This is a genomic window from Butyricicoccus sp. AF18-9LB (assembly GCF_027684505.1).
Taxonomy (GTDB): Bacteria; Bacillota; Clostridia; order Oscillospirales; family Butyricicoccaceae; genus Agathobaculum; species Agathobaculum butyriciproducens.
Window position 1 is genome coordinate 1 of sequence record NZ_JAQCWA010000036.1, and the last position, 18,752, is coordinate 18,752.

16 protein-coding genes and 1 pseudogene are annotated in these 18,752 nt (G+C 52.8%); 9 read left to right on the plus strand and 8 right to left on the minus strand.

The features are described 5' to 3' along the window. From PGY33_RS13310 to PGY33_RS13320, 3 genes are all read left to right on the plus strand, one after another. A partial coding sequence (locus tag PGY33_RS13310; RefSeq protein WP_270479005.1) for a hypothetical protein occupies positions 1–200 on the plus strand: 200 nt, incomplete at its 5' end. A gap of 214 nt (positions 201–414) precedes the next feature. After that, the gene (locus tag PGY33_RS13315) at positions 415–636 is read left to right on the plus strand and encodes a GntR family transcriptional regulator (RefSeq protein WP_118481320.1); all 222 of its coding nucleotides are present in this window, start codon (positions 415–417) and stop codon (positions 634–636) included. A gap of 171 nt (positions 637–807) precedes the next feature. Continuing rightward, positions 808–2,061: an ATP-binding protein gene (locus PGY33_RS13320; protein ID WP_270479007.1), complete on the plus strand. Its 1,254-nt coding sequence runs from the start codon at positions 808–810 to the stop codon at positions 2,059–2,061. Between the two features lie 524 nt (positions 2,062–2,585). On the opposite strand, the gene PGY33_RS13325 is transcribed toward PGY33_RS13320, so the two are convergent. The 6 genes from PGY33_RS13325 to iolE all read right to left on the minus strand — a co-directional run bounded on the left by PGY33_RS13325 (position 2,586) and on the right by iolE (position 9,073). Beyond that, positions 2,586–3,602, minus strand: coding sequence for a Gfo/Idh/MocA family protein (locus tag PGY33_RS13325; protein WP_118481322.1), 1,017 nt, complete (start codon positions 3,600–3,602; stop codon positions 2,586–2,588). A gap of 53 nt (positions 3,603–3,655) precedes the next feature. After that, positions 3,656–4,441 carry a hydroxypyruvate isomerase family protein gene (locus PGY33_RS13330; protein ID WP_117491904.1) on the minus strand — a complete coding sequence of 262 codons (786 nt, stop codon included), beginning with the start codon at positions 4,439–4,441 and terminating at the stop codon, positions 3,656–3,658. A gap of 60 nt (positions 4,442–4,501) precedes the next feature. Continuing rightward, on the minus strand, positions 4,502–5,491 hold the full coding sequence (locus tag PGY33_RS13335) for a sugar ABC transporter substrate-binding protein (RefSeq protein ID WP_270479010.1): 990 nt from the start codon (positions 5,489–5,491) through the stop codon (positions 4,502–4,504). An 88-nt stretch (positions 5,492–5,579) separates the two neighbouring features. Then, positions 5,580–6,539 (minus strand): ABC transporter permease, encoded by a 960-nt coding sequence (locus PGY33_RS13340; protein ID WP_118564717.1) that lies wholly within the window; start codon positions 6,537–6,539, stop codon positions 5,580–5,582. A gap of 10 nt (positions 6,540–6,549) precedes the next feature. Beyond that, complete coding sequence (locus PGY33_RS13345) at positions 6,550–8,061, minus strand: sugar ABC transporter ATP-binding protein (protein ID WP_270479013.1); 1,512 nt, start codon at positions 8,059–8,061, stop codon at positions 6,550–6,552. A gap of 121 nt (positions 8,062–8,182) precedes the next feature. Further along, the gene (gene iolE, locus PGY33_RS13350; RefSeq protein ID WP_270479016.1) at positions 8,183–9,073 is read right to left on the minus strand and encodes a myo-inosose-2 dehydratase; all 891 of its coding nucleotides are present in this window, start codon (positions 9,071–9,073) and stop codon (positions 8,183–8,185) included. Between the two features lie 384 nt (positions 9,074–9,457). Here iolE and PGY33_RS13355 point away from each other — a divergent pair, with 384 nt between their 5' ends. After that, positions 9,458–10,507, plus strand: a complete 1,050-nt coding sequence (locus PGY33_RS13355; RefSeq protein WP_118481327.1) for a LacI family DNA-binding transcriptional regulator — start codon at positions 9,458–9,460, stop codon at positions 10,505–10,507. Positions 10,508–11,108: 601 nt separating this feature from the next. Here the strand turns inward: PGY33_RS13355 and PGY33_RS13360 are convergent. Both PGY33_RS13360 and PGY33_RS13365 read right to left on the minus strand, forming a co-directional pair. After that, on the minus strand, positions 11,109–11,900 hold the full coding sequence (locus PGY33_RS13360) for a helix-turn-helix domain-containing protein (protein WP_270479018.1): 792 nt from the start codon (positions 11,898–11,900) through the stop codon (positions 11,109–11,111). An 18-nt stretch (positions 11,901–11,918) separates the two neighbouring features. Further along, positions 11,919–12,965, minus strand: a complete 1,047-nt coding sequence (locus tag PGY33_RS13365) for a LacI family DNA-binding transcriptional regulator (protein ID WP_118286194.1) — start codon at positions 12,963–12,965, stop codon at positions 11,919–11,921. A 551-nt stretch (positions 12,966–13,516) separates the two neighbouring features. Here PGY33_RS13365 and PGY33_RS13370 point away from each other — a divergent pair. From PGY33_RS13370 to PGY33_RS13390, 5 genes and pseudogenes are all read left to right on the plus strand, one after another. Then, positions 13,517–14,536 carry a sugar ABC transporter substrate-binding protein gene (locus PGY33_RS13370; protein ID WP_118564723.1) on the plus strand — a complete coding sequence of 340 codons (1,020 nt, stop codon included), beginning with the start codon at positions 13,517–13,519 and terminating at the stop codon, positions 14,534–14,536. A gap of 100 nt (positions 14,537–14,636) precedes the next feature. Beyond that, on the plus strand, positions 14,637–16,124 hold the full coding sequence (locus PGY33_RS13375) for a sugar ABC transporter ATP-binding protein (protein ID WP_117491890.1): 1,488 nt from the start codon (positions 14,637–14,639) through the stop codon (positions 16,122–16,124). A gap of 17 nt (positions 16,125–16,141) precedes the next feature. After that, positions 16,142–17,128, plus strand: coding sequence for an ABC transporter permease (locus PGY33_RS13380; protein ID WP_117491888.1), 987 nt, complete (start codon positions 16,142–16,144; stop codon positions 17,126–17,128). A gap of 140 nt (positions 17,129–17,268) precedes the next feature. Further along, on the plus strand, positions 17,269–18,285 hold the full coding sequence (locus PGY33_RS13385) for a Gfo/Idh/MocA family protein (protein ID WP_270479023.1): 1,017 nt from the start codon (positions 17,269–17,271) through the stop codon (positions 18,283–18,285). A gap of 138 nt (positions 18,286–18,423) precedes the next feature. After that, positions 18,424–18,752 (plus strand): annotated as a pseudogene (locus PGY33_RS13390) (sugar phosphate isomerase/epimerase); the annotation flags it as partial.

Sequence of the window (18,752 nt, forward strand, 5' to 3'; positions counted from 1 at the left end):
GAATGCGAGAAACCTGCGTTTTGATTTTCGCAAGGAAGCCGGATTTTGAACTTCTCAGACTAAAAATTACTGCTTGGGATATATTCGCGGCGCTTGATCCATGCCGCGCAAACGGTCTCCTCATCATCTGCGGCTGCTCACAGCCGACCGGCATTTCCTCGATCAGCCGTTTGGATGGGGCGATACGCAGGATATTTTAAAATGAAAAGTCCTAAGATGTCCGGAGCATTTTATTCCGGGTGTCTTAGGATTTTTATTTTATACAGTTATAACGTTGAAAAGTTACAAAGTTATAACGTCATAACGTTATAACGCTATAACGTTAGACTGCGATGCATTTCTATTTTGGCATATATTATACTTGACGATTCTAAATGTATTCTTATACATTGAATTAAGCAAAGGAGTAGTAGAATGGCTTTACAGGCACTCAAGAAAAGGGAGTCTTTTTCGGATAAAGCCTATCAGATGCTGCGCGAGGCAATTCTGACCGGAGAACTCAAGCCGGGCGAACAGCTTACCGAAGAAGTGCTTTCCGCACAGCTTGGCATCAGCCGCACACAGTCTATTCGATACCGGCACGCTTCTTCCGGCTGGAATAGATCCCACATTGATATCCGTACACCATTACCTTGAACAGCACTCGTGGATCGACCTTCGATTTCCGTCCTTTCGGCGAATAGGCGCGATACATAAATCTGTTCTGTGCCGCAGAAAATAGGACTGCACCGATTGCGCGGTCAAAGCTGATATGCTACAATGATATTACTAAAAAACGTGCATGGCACAAAAATTAGGAGTGATTGCATGGAGATCCAGCGAGAGGCATATCTGAACCAACTGATCGAGCGCAGGGACAACGGCATGATCAAGATCGTCACCGGCATACGGCGCTGCGGAAAATCCTATCTGCTGTTCACCATATTCAAGCGGTATCTGCTTGAAAGCGGCGTTCCGGAGGATCATATTATCGAGATCGCTTTGGACGGCATCGAGAACGAGGAGCTGCGCGACCCCAAGGTATGCTTCCGCTATATCACGGATGCCATGCGCGGCGACGGGCCGTATTATCTTCTGCTCGATGAAGTGCAGTTCATGCCCCGGTTTGAGGAAGTTCTGAACAGCTTGCTGCGCATGAGCAATATCGACGTCTATGTGACCGGCAGCAACTCCAAGTTTCTTTCCAGCGACATCGTGACCGAATTTCGCGGCCGCGGTGACGAGATACGCATTCATCCGCTGTCATTTGCAGAGTTCTATTCGGTCTGGGACGGCGACTTTGACGATGCCTGGGACGAATATATGCTCTACGGCGGTCTGCCGCAGATCGTAAATTTTCAGAACGAACGCCAGAAGGCAGACTATCTGAAAAACATCTTTGCTAACGTCTATCTGAAGGATGTAATCGAGCGCAACCGCATTCAGAACGATGCGGAGATCAACATTCTGGTTGACGTTCTGGCGTCTGCGATCGGCGCGCCGACCAACCCGTCTAAAATCGCGAACACCTTTGCAAGCGAGCGCCAGATGAGCTACACCAACAAGACCATTTCACAGCACATTGATTTTCTGGCAGATGCTTTTCTGATCGAGAAGGCGCAGCGCTATGACATCAAAGGGCGCAAGTATATCGGTGCCAATCTCAAATATTACTTCACCGACCTCGGTCTGCGCAACGCCCGGCTGAATTTCCGTCAGCAGGAGCCGACTCACATCATGGAGAACATCGTATATAATGAGCTGTGCATTCGCGGTTATCATGTCGATGTGGGCATCGTGGAAGCGTTCGGCAGGGACAGCAGCGGCAAACGCCTGCGCAAGCAGCTCGAAGTCGATTTCGTCGTCAATCAGGCGAGTCAGCGATATTATATCCAGGTTGCCTACGACCTCACCTCGGAGGAAAAGCAGGCGCAGGAATTCAACTCGCTCCGCCATATCCCGGACTCGTTCAAGAAAATCGTCATCGTAAACGGCGCCCGCAAACCGTGGCGCAACGATGAAGGCTTCGTTATCATGGGCATGAAGTATTTTCTCCTAAACGCAGACAGTCTGGAGTTTTAAGGCAATACCGCATAATTGAACAAGAGTGATTTGCGAGTAAATTTTGCGTACTGACGAGGCACAGTTTTGCGGTAATACTTGATGTATTACCGTGAAATTGTAACAAAGTCAGGGCACAAAATTTCCGCAAAGCACCGCGGCTTTAATTGTGCGGTGTTGCCTTAAGAACATCTGATGTATCAAACTATAAAAGGCGCTGCTCTTTCCTGCCTTGCGGCGCCTTTCGTTTTTGTGGTCCCTCACCGCATGATTGATGAAATGAGCGATGCCGCGAAGGCGGACATTGGGCATATATATTGAATTTCTGTTCTGTCGTCAAATCAACGTCTTGCCGCCGGCGATAGTAACGGTAACGCCGGTAATATAATCCGCTCTACCGCCCGCACGAAACGCCATCAGGTCAGCGGCCTCCGCCGGCTCGTACATACGACCCATGCCGTGGTTTATGGCAAAGCTCCCCATCTTGCAGAGTGAAGATGGGGAGCGCGCTATAGAGAAAATAAAGAAATATCAGAAAGGAAACCTTAGTCGATATAAAAATCCGGACGGTCGGTCAGCGGAACAGCCTCGATAGCACCGGACTTCTGGCTCTTCAGGCAGGAATCCGTGGTAACAGCTGCGCAGTAGCCATCCCAAGCAGAGGCAGCAGCCTTGCAGTAGGTGCCTGCGTTGCAAGCGTCAGCCCATGCCTGAAATTCGCGGTCATATGCCTCGGCAAAGTAGCCCAGGCCGTCGGTCGTCATGCCCTTGTAATGGGTCTGGTTGGTGCAAACGTCCACGCGGGAGGGACGCGGCAGGGTTGCGGTGCCATCCTCGCAGAGAACCTCGCAGCGGATGTCGTAAGCGTACTGGCAGTTTACCCAGATCTCACAGCTGATGACCATGCCGGAGGAAGTGGTCAGCATGACGATCTGCGGATCGTGCAGGTTCTCGTTCTTGGAGTGACGGGAGCACTTCGGGAAAATAACCTGTGCCTTGGTGAAGTAGTCGCCGACCAGCCATGCCATGGTGTCGATCTCGTGGATAGCGGTGCCGGTAACGGCAACAACGTCATCATACTGTGCCGGATAGTTTGCGTTGCGGTGTGCGCAGTGTGCAACCAGCGGTGCGCCCAGCTTGCCGGATACGACCAGAGCCTTCAGTTCCTCGTAAGCCGGGTCAAAACGGCGGTTGAAGCCCATCTGGATCAGGCGCTTGCCGCCTGCGATCTCCGCGTCAACGACCTTCTTTGCGCCCTCAGCAGATGCGGACAGCGGCTTCTCGCAGAAGATGTACTTGCCGCACTTGATAGCCTCAAGGCAGTATTCCTCGTGGGTGGAGTCGATGGAAACGATAACGACAGCGTCAACTTCCGGATCGTTGATCAGAGTGATCGGGTCCGCGATGAAACGGACGGTCGGATACGGCGCAATAACTTCCTTGGCATGAGCCTCGTTGATGTCGGAAACTGCAGTAACGGTAGCGCCGTGGATCTTGTTCATCAGGCGCAGGAAATGCTGGGTGCCCATAGAGCCTACACCGATAATACCAACTTTCAACATAGTGATTACTCCTTTTTATAATAAGATAGATTGGAAAAGCGAATGATTATGACTTAGTAAGTCATGATAGCCTTGACCGCCTCAGCAGTCGTGGTCTTGGGGAACAGCTCGAAGCCGACTCTGCCGGTGTAGCCGGACTCGGCGAGCTGGTCGAACACCTTGGTGTAATTGATTTCGCCCGTACCCGGCTCATGGCGGCCCGGAACGTCCGCTACATGGATGTGACCGAACTGGTCAGCGTACTTTGCGATAGTGTCACACAACGAGCCTTCATTCAGCTGCATATGGTATACATCGTACAGCACCTTGAGGCGCGGCGAGGCGATCAGGCGCGTCATCTCCGCCGCCATCTGCGTATGCGCCAGATAGTTGCCGACATGGTCGGTGGTGATGTTGAGCGGCTCGAGGTTCATGTCAATGCCGCTTTCCTCGGCGATCTTGGCGCATTCGAGCAGCATATCGTACATTGAGCACAGCTTTACCGTGTCGGACAGGTCGGTGTAGTGGTTGACCACAATGCCGCCGTCACCGAGTGCATTCGAGTGAATGGTAACGCTCTTGGCGCCGACCTTGCGTGCCGCTGCGACTGACTGCTTGAGAAATTCCAGATATTTTTCCTTGTGGGTCGGGTCAATCAGCGAATAATCCGCATCGCCGTTGAAACCGGAAATGCCGATACCCGCCTTCTCTGCCGCTGCCTTGACAGCATCCAGATCCTTGTCGGTCCAGCTCCAGAACTCTACATATTCAAAGCCATCGTCCTTTGCCGCCTGAAAGCGGTCAAGGAACGGGATTTCGCTGTACATCGGTTCGATGCACGCAGAACGATCAAATTTCATGGTATATTGCTCCTTTTCATGGGATGGGCGGCGTTCCGCCGCCCATAAGCCCAACACAAATTACTGTGCAGTGATATCTTCGCCAGCCTCAAACTTGTCTACGTTGTCTTTGGTTACGAGAGCTGCCGGGGTTACAATGTGGTCTTCCAGAGTCTTGCCGTCCAGAACGTCCAGGCAAGCCTGGATTGCGCTCTCAGCCTGCAGGTTCGGATACTGGGCTACGGTGCCGGTCAGCGTGCCAGCCTTGATCGCCTCGATGTCGTCCGGAGATGCGTCGAAGTCAAATACCTGTACCTTGCCGGAGAAACCGCCCTGCTCAATCGCCTGGATAGCGCCCTGACCCATCTCAGCGTTTACAGCCCAAACAGCGTTTACTTCCGGGTTTGAGGACAGCACGTTCTGCATAACGTTGAACGCTTCGTTGCGGTCGCACTTTGCGGTCTGGGATGCAACGACCTTGAAGCTGCCGCACTGATCCTTAAAGCCCTCCAGACGCTGCGTCAGTGCGTCTACACCTGCAATACCCTCGAGGTAGAGGATCTTTGCATCCTTGATGTTCTCAGCAGCGTACTTGCCTGCCAGAGATGCAGCCTCGTACTGGTCGATGCCGACATAGGTCTCAACGTGAGCACCTGCCTCATCCAGTGCCGCCTGCGACATGGTGTCGTTTACCAGGATAACCGGGATATTTGCGTCATTTGCCTTCTTGATAGCCGGAGCCAGCGAGTTGGAGTCTGCTGCGGACAGGACGATTGCGTCAAAGCCCTTGATAACGGCGTTCTCGACCATCTGCACCTGCTTCTCTACATCGGTCTCCTTCTCCGGAGCCTGGAACTCGAGGTGGATGCCCTTTTCCTCTGCGAACGACTCTGCGCCGTCCTCCATGCTGGTCCAGAATGCGTCCGACTTTGCCTTGACGATGTACGCGATCTTTACCTCATCATCGCCGCCGGCACTCGAACCGCCCGAGCTGCTGCCGCCGCCGCAGGCTGCCAGACCCAGCATCATTGCCGTTGCCATTACCATTGCCATCGTTCTCTTGAATTTCATTTTTGTTGCTCCTCTCAATTTGTCGATTCTTTCTTCTTTCTCTTATTTTTACCCATACAGGGTAACAACTCTGTAAATGCGAATGGTCTTACTTCTTTGCTGCAGCCTTGTTGCGGATAGAGTCCGCCAGTACAGCCAGCAGGATAACAACGCCGATAACCAGCTTCTGCAGGTTGGAGGATACGTTCAGCAGGTTCAGGCCGTTGCGGATGACGATCATAATGATCGAGCCGACGAACGTGCCCCATACCGAACCGAAGCCGCCGAGCAGCGAGGTGCCGCCGATAACACAGGATGCGATCGCGTCCATCTCGTAGTCCAGACCGGCAACCGACTGTGCAGAGTTCAGCTTGGCTACCAGAATAACCGATGCGATACCGGCGCACAGACCGGAAACGGTGTAAGCGAGAGTCTTGTACTTGTCAACGTTGATACCGGAAAGACGGGTTGCCTCTTCGTTGCCGCCGATGGAGTAGATGTAGCGTCCGAACTTGCGGTACTTCATCACATAGTAAAACACGATGTACAGCAGAACCATGAATATGATCTGCACCGGGATAGCGGTGCCCGGAATGTTTGCAATACCGATCCAGCGGAAGCCTGCCGAGTAGCCGGTAATGGTCTGGCCGTCAGCCAGCGTGTAGGCTGCGCCGCGTGCCATGGACATCATAGCCAGCGTTGCGATCATCGGCTGCAGCTTGAATTTGGAGATCATAATGCCGTTAAAGGTACCGCAGGCAGCGCCCACGAGAACAGCAGCAATAACGCCAACAATATCCGGCATGCCGTTCTCAACGATCAGCTTGCCCATGACGATACCGGTGAACGCTACAACCGAGCCGACCGAAATATCAATGCCGCCGGTAAAGATAACCACGTTAACACCCAGTGCAAGCACGGCGATTACCGTTACCTGCTGGAGAATGTTGATGAGGTTTGCCACCGAGCCGAATGCCGGTTCTGCGATAGTCAGGCCAATACAGAGCACGATCAGCACGATCAGTGCGGACGCATTGGAAAGGTCGATTTTCTTCAGCTTCTCTTTCATCTTTTTGCCCTCACTTCATATTTGTTTTCGCGCCGGTGGCATAACCGACTACCAGTTCTTCCGTGACGTTCTTCATGTCCTCGCCTTCGATGATGCCGGTCATTTCACCCTCGTGCATAACATAGATGCGGTCGGAAACGCCCATGCATTCAGCCAGCTCGGAGGATACCATAATAACCGCCTTGCCCTGCTCCTTGAGTGCGTTCATAATCTTGTAGATCTCGGCTTTCGCGCCAACGTCAATGCCGCGAGTCGGTTCGTCGAAGATGATGATGTCGGAATCCGTGTTCAGCCACTTGCAGATAACGACCTTCTGCTGGTTGCCGCCGGACAGATTCTTCGCCTTCTGCTCGAGCGACGGGGTCTTGACGCGCATGGAGTCCGCGAGTTTCTGGTTGTGTGCGGTCTCCTTGGCTTTGTTGAAGCCAAACGACGTCATCGCGGTGTTCATGTTTGCCAGAGAAATGTTCTGGTTGAGCGAGAATTCAAGGATTAGGCCCTGACTCTTGCGGTCCTCGGTCAGCAGTGCCAGACCGAGCTTTTTCGCCTGCTCACAGGATTTGATGGCAACCGACTGACCCTTTACCTTGATCTCACCGCTCGTGAACGGGTCTGCGCCGAAGATGGCACGCATCAGCTCGGTACGGCCCGCACCCATCAGTCCGTAGAAACCGGTGATCTCACCTGCACGAGCGTAGAACGAAATGCCCTTCAGCGTGTCGCCCTGCCTGATGTCGGTGACTTCGAGCAGCTTTTCACCCGGCTTTACGTCAACCTTGGGATAATAGTCGGTCATTTCACGTCCAACCATCATGGCTACCATCTGATCGATGGTGATGTCCTTGACGTTTACGGTGTCGATGTACTTGCCGTCGCGGAAGATGGTCAGCCGGTCGCCGATCTTCATGATCTCCTCCAGTCGATGGGAGATGTAAACGATTGCTACGCCCTTCTTTTTCAGTCCGTCGATAATCTCGAACAGGCTGGCAACTTCCTTTTCGGTTAGTGCCGAAGTCGGTTCGTCCATGATGATGATGTCGCAGTCGAACGAGAGTGCCTTTGCGATTTCGACCATCTGCATCTGTCCAACGCTCAGCGAGGACACCTGTGCTTTCTCGGAAATATCCGAGTGGATGCTGTCGAGCAGCTCACGCGCCTTGCGGTTCATGGTCTTCCAGTCGATCTGTCCGCCGGCCTTCGTCGGCTGACGGCCCATGAAGATATTCTCCGCAACAGTGAGGTTTTTCAGTTGGTTCAGCTCCTGAAAAATAATGCTGACACCGCGTTCTCGCTGTTCCTCGATACTGCGGGATACGATCTGCTCACCCTTGTAGATGATCTCGCCCTCGTAGTTGGTGTTGACACCGGCAAGTACCTTCATAATGGTGGACTTGCCTGCGCCGTTCTCACCGAGCAGAACGTGAACTTCGCCCGGCTTTGCGTCAAAATGAACATGATCCAGTGCCAGAACGCCTGGAAACTGCACTGTGATATCGTTCATTTCCACTAAGTATTCGCTCATCTCGCCGCCTCCCTTGTCGTTTGTTTATGATGTTTTTTCTCTCGTTGCGTTCGGTCAGCCGCAGTGTTGGAGCACCGCGGCACCCGAACAGAAGAAAAAAGAGAGAAATGAGTGAATCATATCAGATTCCGGTGGTTTTTCGGATATACTCGCGCGCCATTTTTGCGTATTCGAGCGGATTTGCCTTTGCCGGGTCCTGCTCGGCTTCAACGATGAACCAGCCCTCGTAATGCGCGTCATGCAGCGCCTTGAATACGCCCGGATAGTCTACGCAGCCGTCACCCGGAATGGTGAAGCAGCCTTCCAGAACCGCCTTGCGGAACTTAAAGCCTTCGGCATATGCCTTTTCCATCATGTCAGGACGGATGTCCTTGAGGTGAACGTAGCCGATACGCGGGCCGAACTCCTTGGCCGCCTTTACGGCGTCCTCCTTGGAGAAGGTGAAGTGACCGGTATCAAAGCAGAGGTAAACGTAACGCGGGTCGGTGTTGTCCATCAGGAGCTTGGTTTCCTCGAAGGTCTGCACGACGGTCGCCATATGGTGATGAAAGCACAGCTTGAAGCCGCGGTCAGCAGCGATCTTGCCCAGCTTGTTCAGACCGTCGCACAGCTTCTCCCACTCTTCATCGGTGGCAACCGGCTTGTTGTCGCCGAACATCGAGCACTCCTCTGCGAACAGGCAGCGGGTCAGTTCGCAGACGTTCACGCGGCTTGCGCCGACTGCCTCGAGGAAATCCAGCTGCTTGATGAATGCCTTTTCGTTCTCCTCGTACGGCGTGGAGCACAGGAAACTGGAGAACCACTGGGACGCGATCTTGATGCCGCGCAGGTCGAGTGCCTTGTTGAGCACTGCCGGGTCGGTCGGGAACTTGCCGCCTACCTCGGTGCCCTGAAAGCCGGCAAGCGCTGCTTCGGAAACCATCTGCTCGAAGGTCAGCTCGCCGCCGAGCTGCGGCATATCGTCATTCGTCCAGCCAATCGGCGCAATGCCGAGTTTTACGTTATTGAACATCTTTCACGCTCTCCTCGTTTTGTGCTTTTGTTTTAGTTTGTGCCTTAAGCACAATTTATTTATAGCACGATACTTTTGCACTGTCAATGACATGTAAAATGCTGTATTTATTGCAAAATACGGATTGTGCAAACTTTGTTCCGTTTTGTAAGCGCGCACACTCAGATTTCCACCGATACAAAAAAGATTGTTCGAAATTTTGTGATATAGTCACAATATTCGCAGATATTTTTGTAATTCAGCAAATAAATGACGCTGTTCTACGATATATCTTAGTGCTTTCTGCGGGTTTCAAAAATGTGTATTGTTTTTTTCGTGTGCCTATGGCACAAATTGAAAAACTATGATATGATACTGTTATCAGAAGCAAAGGACGGTTGCAGCATGGCAAAACGAATAACGATCAACACGATAGCAGAACGGGCAGGTGTGTCGCGCGGCACAGTGGACCGCGTTCTCAACGGGCGTCCGCACGTCAAGCCGGAAATTGCCGAGCGTGTGCTGCGCACCATGCGCGAACTGGGATACGCACCGCCGCGCGCCGAACAGGCGGACGCACTCGGACTGAGCCGGTCGGCGGCTGAACTGCCGCCTTGCCGTCTGGGTGTGCTGCTGACCAGCGAAAGCGGCTATCTGCGTCAGGAGCTGCTGCGCGGCGTGCGGGACGCACAGGACTTTCTGCGCGATTTCAATGTGGAATTTCTGGTGCAGAAATGCGAAACCGAGCTGCCGGAGGAGGCGGTCGAACGGCTGGAGGTACTGGCAGGACAAGGCGTGAACGGCATTGCGGTTTGTGCGAAGGATCATGCCGCGATCGTGCAGAAGATCAACGAGCTGCGCGAAAAAGGGATCGTCTTTGTCACAATGAACACCGACCTGACCGGCTGCGACCGGCTGTGCTTCATCGGGCAGGACCTGATCCGCAGCGGTCGTGTTGCCGGCGAGCTGATGGCGAAATATCTGCGTCCGGAGGACAGCCTGCTCATTGCGATCGGCAATCCGGAATTCAATGCCCATCGGATGCGGCTTCAGGGCTTTTGCGAGCGATTGTATGAGCGCGGCTTTGCCGGCAGGCATATCCAGATCATTGAAACCTACAATGACTATACGCTCAGCTACCAGAAGGTGCGCGACGCGCTCGAACGCACGCCGTCCATCCGCGGTATCTATATGGCGAATCACAGCGTTTCCGGCTGCGTAGAGGCGGTGCGCGATATGGAAAAGACCGGACAAGTGCATATCGTCAGCCACGATCTGACCGACTCCACCCGCCGCCTGCTGGAAAGCGGCGAAATAGATTTCACCATCGCGCAGAATATCCACCGGCAGAGCTATCTTGCGCTGCTCACCTTGCGCGATTATGTCCAGCGGCATACCCTGCCGCACGACCAGATCGACACGCCGATCGAGATCCTCTGCGCGGAGAATATGTGAAAAAGTGGATAAAGAAAGAGACAGGCGTCACAGCCTGTCTCTTTTTATACACATACACAATACACAACATTTTTGAAAAACGTTCAAAAAAGCGTAAAATACACATAAAAAACAGCGGCACAGCTGCCTTTTCGGTACGCTTCCGCAGATAAAAACATGACAGTCCGGCTTGCCTGTCCGCCTTGGCGGCAGCGCGATGGTTTGCAGTGAATGGTCACCACAGAAAGCCCTTTCGGCAGCTTTTTACGCGGTTTTATCTGATTATTAAGCCAAATGATAATCAAATCGCCGTTTTATTTTGCCCTCTCACATAGACGGTACTACCGCCTTTGTGGGAGGGCATTTTTTACCGCATGATTTGCGTCTTTTAGGTTTCAAAATATGGACCCAAAAATTTGGGGCAGGGTTCAAAATTCAGGGGTTGTGTCTTGTGCCGCTGTCCTCCACAGATCGGAACGCCATGGAAACTCTGTATAATTTCCCCTTCTATTTTCCGACAACCAGACAAAAAGAAAGGCACTGTGTCTAAATCACAGTGCCTGAGGCTGCTCGAAAAACTATCGTTTTTCGAGCAGCCTCTCGATCCCATAAAGTCGTTTCCTCAAGCCAGCATATCCGGGCGTTCGCCAATGACCTCGCGGTATCGAACTGGCGATACCCCCACCAGACGCTTGAACATCCGGTAAAAGTAATTGCGGTTGATCATGCCGACCCGACCGCCAATATCGCCCGCACTGTCCTCCGTTGTGCGGAGCAGATGCTGCGCTTCCCCGATCCGGCGGCGCACCATATACTGAATGGGCGGCAGGCCGAACTGCGCCTTGAACATATGGATCATGTGGCTGGTCGAAACGTGAAACCGATTGGTCAGCTCGGTCAGCGAAAGCTCATCGGCAAAGCGCAGGTTCAAATGCTGCAATACCTCGGTTGCAAGCGAGAATGCGGCATCCGGCGCACACAGCTCGAAGCCATGCGCCATAGGCGCCATCTGCATCAGCAGCGCATCTAAAAGCGGTGTCCGGGCGGCAGCCGTGGTCTGTTCCGAGTAGAGCAGCTGCAGCAACGTCCATGCCGGTGTTCCCTGTAACTGCGGAAACTCAAACATCGCCTGTCCGTCATCCGCGGCGGAAAATTCCAGCATCAGACAGGGTGCCTGTACGAACGGCAGCTCGTGACAGACATTCGGCGGCAGCAGCAGCGCGCCGCCGGGTTTGATCGGCAGACAGCGGTGCTCGGTCCGCAGAATGATCTTCTCCCCGTCCGCAGCAAGCGAAACAAACAGCACCCAATCCTCCGAGGCGCAAGGCAGATAGTTGCCGCCCTTATCCTGCGGATGAATCACACATTGCTGCGTTAGTCTGACACGGCGAAATGTCGGAAGCAGAACAGACATAATACCTCCTGACCCTGATTAAAGCAAATTTTCGATATTGTGTCGCAGCAGCACCCGAATATCGGTATGGTAAAACTCCTTCGGCGGCTGCTGTTTGAGTTGAATGTAATCGGCCAACAGGGACAGCGGCAGTGCGCCCTGCTGCACCGCATCCTGTCCGATGACAAAATCCGCAACACCGCGCCGAAGCTCGTACAGGTTGGCGGGGATCTCATCGTGCATGATCAGGTGCACCCCCCGTGCGCGGCCGGAATCGACCAGCGCGCTGCATACGCCCGCATAACCCGGTGTGATCGCGTAGATACCGGTCAGATCGGGAACCTCCTGCAGCAGACGGAGCGTATGCTCGTAAACCACATTGCTGTCATCGTTCGGCAGCATGACATCCCGCAGCTGAAGCGACGAATCGGGGGTAAGCAGCTCCTCCTTAAAGCCCTTCAGACGTTCGCGGTACGCACTGTGATACATACAGGGCGCACTGATCGTAGCCACCGTGCCGCTCTCCCGCGCCACCAGACGCATCAGCTCGGCCACTGTACGGCCGGAAGAAAGGTTTTCCTGCCCGACATAGCACAGCCGGTGGCTGTTGGGCAGATCGGTGTTAAACATAACGACCGGTATTCCGCGTTGGTCGATCAGCTCGTTGATCTTGGTTTCGACCAGCAGACAGTCGAGCGGCGTGATCGCCAGCGCATTGATATGATGCTGCTCGACCAGCTCCTCGATCATCGAGACCTGCTCGACCGGATCAAGCGAGGGCGACAGCCGGAAGATGACCTCCACGCTGAACGCGGCCAAACGGCGGGCTTCGCGCCGGGCGGCATCCAGAACGATCTGCATGAACGGGGTCTGCACCGAAAACATGATCACACCGATGCGAATCGGATGCGATGTGCGGGACAGTGCCAGTCCGGCACGGTTGGGGGTGTAGCCATATTCGTTGGCTACCGCCTTGATCCGCTCCGCCACCGCAGGGCGAACATTTCCTTTATTATGGAGTGCCCGATCGACTGTACCGCGGGACACACCGCAAATCTCAGCAATTTGATTCAGGGTAATTGCCATATGATATCACCTCTGTCAGAACGGTTCTTTCCCGTTTTTATAGTTAAAGCATAACATAATACCCCTAATAAGTCTATATCTAAAGTGAATAAAGCGGTATTCACAATATTGTGCACGTGTACGGATTCTGCTCATTCGCGCCGTGCACGCAAAAATGCACTCTTTTCCGAACCTTCCGTGTTTTGTTCATATTTTCATACAATACATCTGCCGTAAACGCCGTAAATCGAGCAAGACACGCGAAATCCGAAACGAATACCGAGTTGTTATGAGATTGAACTAACAGCCAGATCCTGCATCTAAGGCGGGTAGTTTTGCATAAGCGATTCCCCCGCTCTGTCGTGCAAAGCCTATAAAATCACAATTTTGTGCAGACAGAATCACCAGTTTTCGCAGGATTCGTATGTGCGGTTTGGTGAAAATTCAAAAAGCCGGTTGACGCACATCGAAAAAGAGTGTAAAACTAAATCAAGGCAAGCGTAAATCGCATTTTTCCAAAATGTGAACGTGTACGGCTAAGAAAAAAGTTGAGAAAGATGAGGTAAAAGCAAATGAAAAAAAGACTTTTCGCAGGATTGATTGCATCGGCAATGATGGCATCCATGCTGGCAGGCTGCGGCGGCAGTTCTGGTTCGAATGGCAACGCACAGGGTGGAGACAAGGCATCGGGCGATGGCTATAGCATGACGCTGATTATGTCGCTGCGTGATGAGTTCCTGAGCACGTTGGAAGCTGGCTCAAAGTCGGCGGCTGATGAGCTTGGCGTTACGCTCGCTTCGCAGGACGCACAGAACGATACCGGCAAGATGCTCCAGTTTATCGAATCTGCTAAAAATGCAGGCGATGACGCAGTGCTGATCAATCTGGTAGATGCCGCAACGGCACAGCAGTGCATCGAGGCTGCCGGTGATATGAAGGTTGTTTTCGTTAACCGCGCACCGTCCGATACCAGCGTTCTGGAAGCAGGCAAGTCCGTAGCGGTTGTTTCCAATGAGAACACCTCCGGTTACTATCAGGGTGAATTTTTGGCTAATTACTTCAAGGATAAGGGCAAGACCGAGATTAAGTATCTGATGCTGCAGGGCACGCTGGGTCTGGTACATACTGAACAGCGCTCCGCTTCCGTACTGAAGGCATTGGAGGACAATGGCATCAAGGCAACGCAGGCGGCGGCTCCGCTGGTTGCAGATTATGACCGTGCAAACGCAATGGACATGATTTCTCCGCTGCTGGGCAACACCGAATTTGACTGCATCATCGCGAACAACGATGCGATGGCACTTGGTGCGGTAGAGGCGCTGAAGGCTAAGGGCATGGATCCGACTTCGATCCCGATCGTTGGCATCGATGCAACGGTAGATGGTATTCAGGCAATCAAGGATGGTACGCTCGCGATGACCGTATTCCAGGATGCCAACGGTCAGGGCTATGGCGCTGTGAAGGCTGCAGTTAATCTGATCGAGGGCAAGGCAATCAACGATGGTACGGATTATGAAACCGATGATACTGGCAATATTTGCTGGGTACCGTTCGAACCTGTTACCCCGGACAATGTAGCAGATTACGAATAAGCACACAGTCAGGAGGAAAGGGACATTGAAACGATGTCCCTTTCCTAAATCAAACAAGATAATGGGGTGAAAAGCAGTGAGCCAAGAATATATCCTCGAAATGACCGATATTGTCAAGGAATTCCCCGGTGTACGCGCACTGAAAGGCGTACAGCTCAAGGTGCGGCCCGGTACCGTTCATACGCTGATGGGCGAAAACGGCGCAGGCAAGTCTACCTTGATGAAATGTCTAATCGGCATTCATCCGCCTACATCCGGCAAGATTGTATTTGAAGGCAAGGAGATCCAGTTCAAAAATACGCTTGAGGCACTGAATTCCGGCATTTCCATGATCCATCAGGAGCTGTCTCCGGTTCCCGAGCGCAGCGTTTGCGAAAACCTGTGGCTGGGACGCGCACCGCGCAAGGGACTGATCATCGATCATAAAAAAATGCGGCAGGACAGCATTGAGCTGTTCAACAAGCTGAATCTGGACGTTGATCCGGATGAGAAGATGGGTAACCTGACCGTTGCAAAGATGCAGATGGTTGAGATTGCCAAGGCTGTATCCTATGACAGCCGTATTGTTATCATGGACGAGCCTACGTCCTCGCTGACCGATGCAGAGGTCGAGCATTTGTTTCGCATTATTGCAGAACTCAAGGAAAAAAATGTTGCTATCATTTATATCTCGCACAAAATGGACGAAATCTTCCGGATTTCGGACGATATCACGGTTTATCGCGACGGCGAATACATCGCTACGGATCGCGCGGAAAACCTTAATGTAGACAAGGTTATTCAGTTGATGGTTGGACGCGAAGTGAACAACATGTTTCCCAAGGTAGAGTGTCCGATCGGGGAAACCATTCTTAAAGTGGAAAATTTGTCTGCCGGCCGCGCAGTTAAAAATGTTTCGTTTGAACTGCATCGTGGTGAAATTCTGGGTATGGCGGGTCTGGTCGGTGCGGGCCGCACCGAGACGGCGGAAGCAATCTTCGGCATGCGCCATATGACAGGCGGCAAAATCTATAAAGACGGTCAGGAACTGCACATCAAGTCTCCTGAGGATGCGATCGCCAACAAGATTGGCCTGCTCACAGAGGATCGGCGCGGCAACGGTATTGTCGGCTTGCTGAGCATTCAGGATAATACGGTGCTGGCAAACCTGAAAAAGTACGGATTCCCGCTGAATCATAAGAAAATGCGCGAAGACACCGAAGAATACGTTAAAAAACTCAACACCAAAACGCCGTCTATCGAAACGCCCATTCAGAATCTGTCGGGCGGCAATCAGCAGAAGGTGCTGGTTGGGCGCTGGCTGCTGACCAATCCGGATATTCTGATCGTTGACGAACCGACACGCGGTATTGATGTTGGTGCAAAGGCAGAGATTCATTCGCTTATCACAAAGCTTGCCGGTGAGGGTAAGGCCATTATCATGATTTCGAGTGAGCTGCCCGAGGTCATGGGTATGTCCGACCGTATCGTAGTTATGCACGAAGGCATTATGACCGCTATCCTGGATCGCAAAGACTTCTCGAGTGAGCTGATTCTCAAATATGCAACCAGCGAGATACCATATCAGCCTGCTGCGGATGAACAATAAGAAAGAAGGTACATGGTATGCAGAAAACATTTAATACGAAGAAATTCTTGTCCCAGAATTCAATCTGGCTGGTATTGATCGTGTTGGTCATCATTATGAGTATCGCACAGCCCAGCTTTTTCTCGGTGGATAACCTGCTGACACTGCTCTCCGGTGAGGCAGTCAAGGGTATCATGGCCTTTGGCGTTATGTTCGCAATCCTTTCTAAAGGTATCGACCTGACGATCGGCGCATCCGCTGCGTTAGTTGCGTGCATCACCGCTTCGCTCGTGCAGCCAGAAGGCTATGCAAATGCCATTCTGCCGGGTGTGGGCACTCTGCCAGCTCCGTTGGTTATCCTGATTGGTCTGGCACTTGGTGCAGGCATTGGCGCAATCTACGGCGCGATCATTGCTTATACCAAAATCCCGCCTTTTATCGCTACTCTCGGTGCACAGTTGATTTGCCGTGCAGGTGCTAAAATGTATACGAACCGTCCGGTTTCTAACCTGTCTGAGCAGTTCCGTTTCCTGGGTGCGTACCGTATTGGCGGCGTATTCCCAATCATCATCGTTGTTTTTTTCGTAATGTTCGCAATCTCGGCATTCCTGCTGACCCAGACACGCTTTGGTAAGAACGTATATGCTATCGGCGGCAACGATCAGGCGGCCCGCGTAGCTGGTATCAATGTTGAGAAGAACCTGATTCTGGTTTACATCTGGTGCTCGCTGTGTGCTGCTATCGCTGGTATGCTGCTGGCAGGCCGCGCAGGCTCTGCGGATCCGGCAAACTCCGGTTTGAACTACGAGCTGGACGCTATCGCTGCGGCTACCGTAGGCGGCACCTCCCACACCGGCGGTATCTGCCGCGTATCCGGTGTTCTGGCAGGTATCCTGATCCTTGGCGTTATCAACAACGGTCTGGTTATGCTGAAGGTAGACGATAACATGACCAACATTGTCAAGGGCGTTATCATTGTCGGTTCGGTTGTACTCGACATGCGCAAGAACGCAAAGCGCGCGTAAAACAGACACACACAATCTCTCTTCTCTTTCCGAGTTTTCAGGGGTCGCAGCAATGCTGCGGCTCCCGAAATACTCGCACATAATCCGTTAGACTTAAACCCTGCCGTACAGCGGCATATTTTGAAAGGATGAGCTTTATCATGGAAAATCTGAACATTGCACTGATCGGCTGCGGCATGATCGGCCGTGAGCACATCGAGCGTATCCAGAACCGCATCCGCAATGCACGCATCGTTGCTGTATGCGACGTATTTGAAGAAGGCGCAAAGAAGGGCGCTGAGATCGCCGGTCCCGGCACCAAGGTTTACACCGATTTCAACGAAGCAATCAACGATCCGGACGTAAACGCTGTTGTAGTTACCACCCCGGGTCAGTTCCACAAGGGTCCGGTTCTGGCAGCGATCAAGGCCGGCAAGCCGGTATTCTCTGAGAAGCCGCTGGCTAACACCGCTGCTGACGGCAAGGAGATCGTTGAGGCCGAGATGGCAGGCGGCAAGCACCTCGTACAGGTTGGCTTCATGCGCCGTTACGACCGCGGCTACCGTCAGGTCAAGGAGCTGATCGACTCCGGCAAGTTCGGTGCCCCGATGGTGATCAAGTGCACCCACCGTGCAGACGGCGTTGCCGATGACTACACCACCGCAATGGCTGTTACCGATACCGCAATCCACGAGATCGACGTTCTGCCGTGGCTGGTAAACGACGAGTGGGACGAGGTGCAGTGCATCATGCCGAAGACCAACAGCAAGGTTAAGAACGCGCTGAAGGACCCGCAGATCATGATCATGAAGACCAAGGGCGGCATCATCAACATGCTCGAGGTAAACGTAAACTGCGGCTTCGGCTACGACATCAACTGCGAGGTTGTATGTGAGAACGGCGTTGTAAACCTGCCGTGCCCGTCCTTCCCGACCGTTCGCTACGCTAACGAGGTTTCCACCAAGATCGAGGACAACTGGATCCTGCGCTTCATCGATTCTTACGATGTAGAGATTCAGGACTGGGTTGACCACGCACTCAAGGGTGAGACCGGCGGCTCCTCTGCTTGGGACGGCTACGTTGCTTCCATCACCGCTGACGCTCTGGTTAAGTCCCAGACCTCCGGTGTGCCGGAGAAGGTTGTTACCGGCGGCACCCCGGACTTCTATAAGAAGTAATCCACCTCATATTTTCTATTCATTGCTACTCACTCGCAAGGGTGGCAGAGCTTCCTGCTTTACTGCCCTTGCATATCACCTTAACCACTATACCGCGTTTTACAACGCGAAATTGATACGTTAAAAGGAGTTACTGCTATGAAAATCGGTTTTAACGAAGGCTGCAACCGTTTCTGCGAAAACCACTCCGTACTTGAAGATCTCGACCTGTGCGAGAAGTACGGCTTTGACTACATCGACATCCAGTCCGAGTGCCTCGACCGCGAGATCGCTGCCGGCAAGTACACCATCGATGATCTCGGCGCATGGTTCGCTGACCCGAAGCACCACCTGAAGATGCTGTCCTACAACGCCCTGATCTTCTTCAACATGAAGCAGACCCAGGAGGAAAAGGACGCCGTTATGGCAAAGCTCGATCAGATCATTGCAGACTGCAACAAGCTGGGCTGCAAGATGATCGTTGTTGT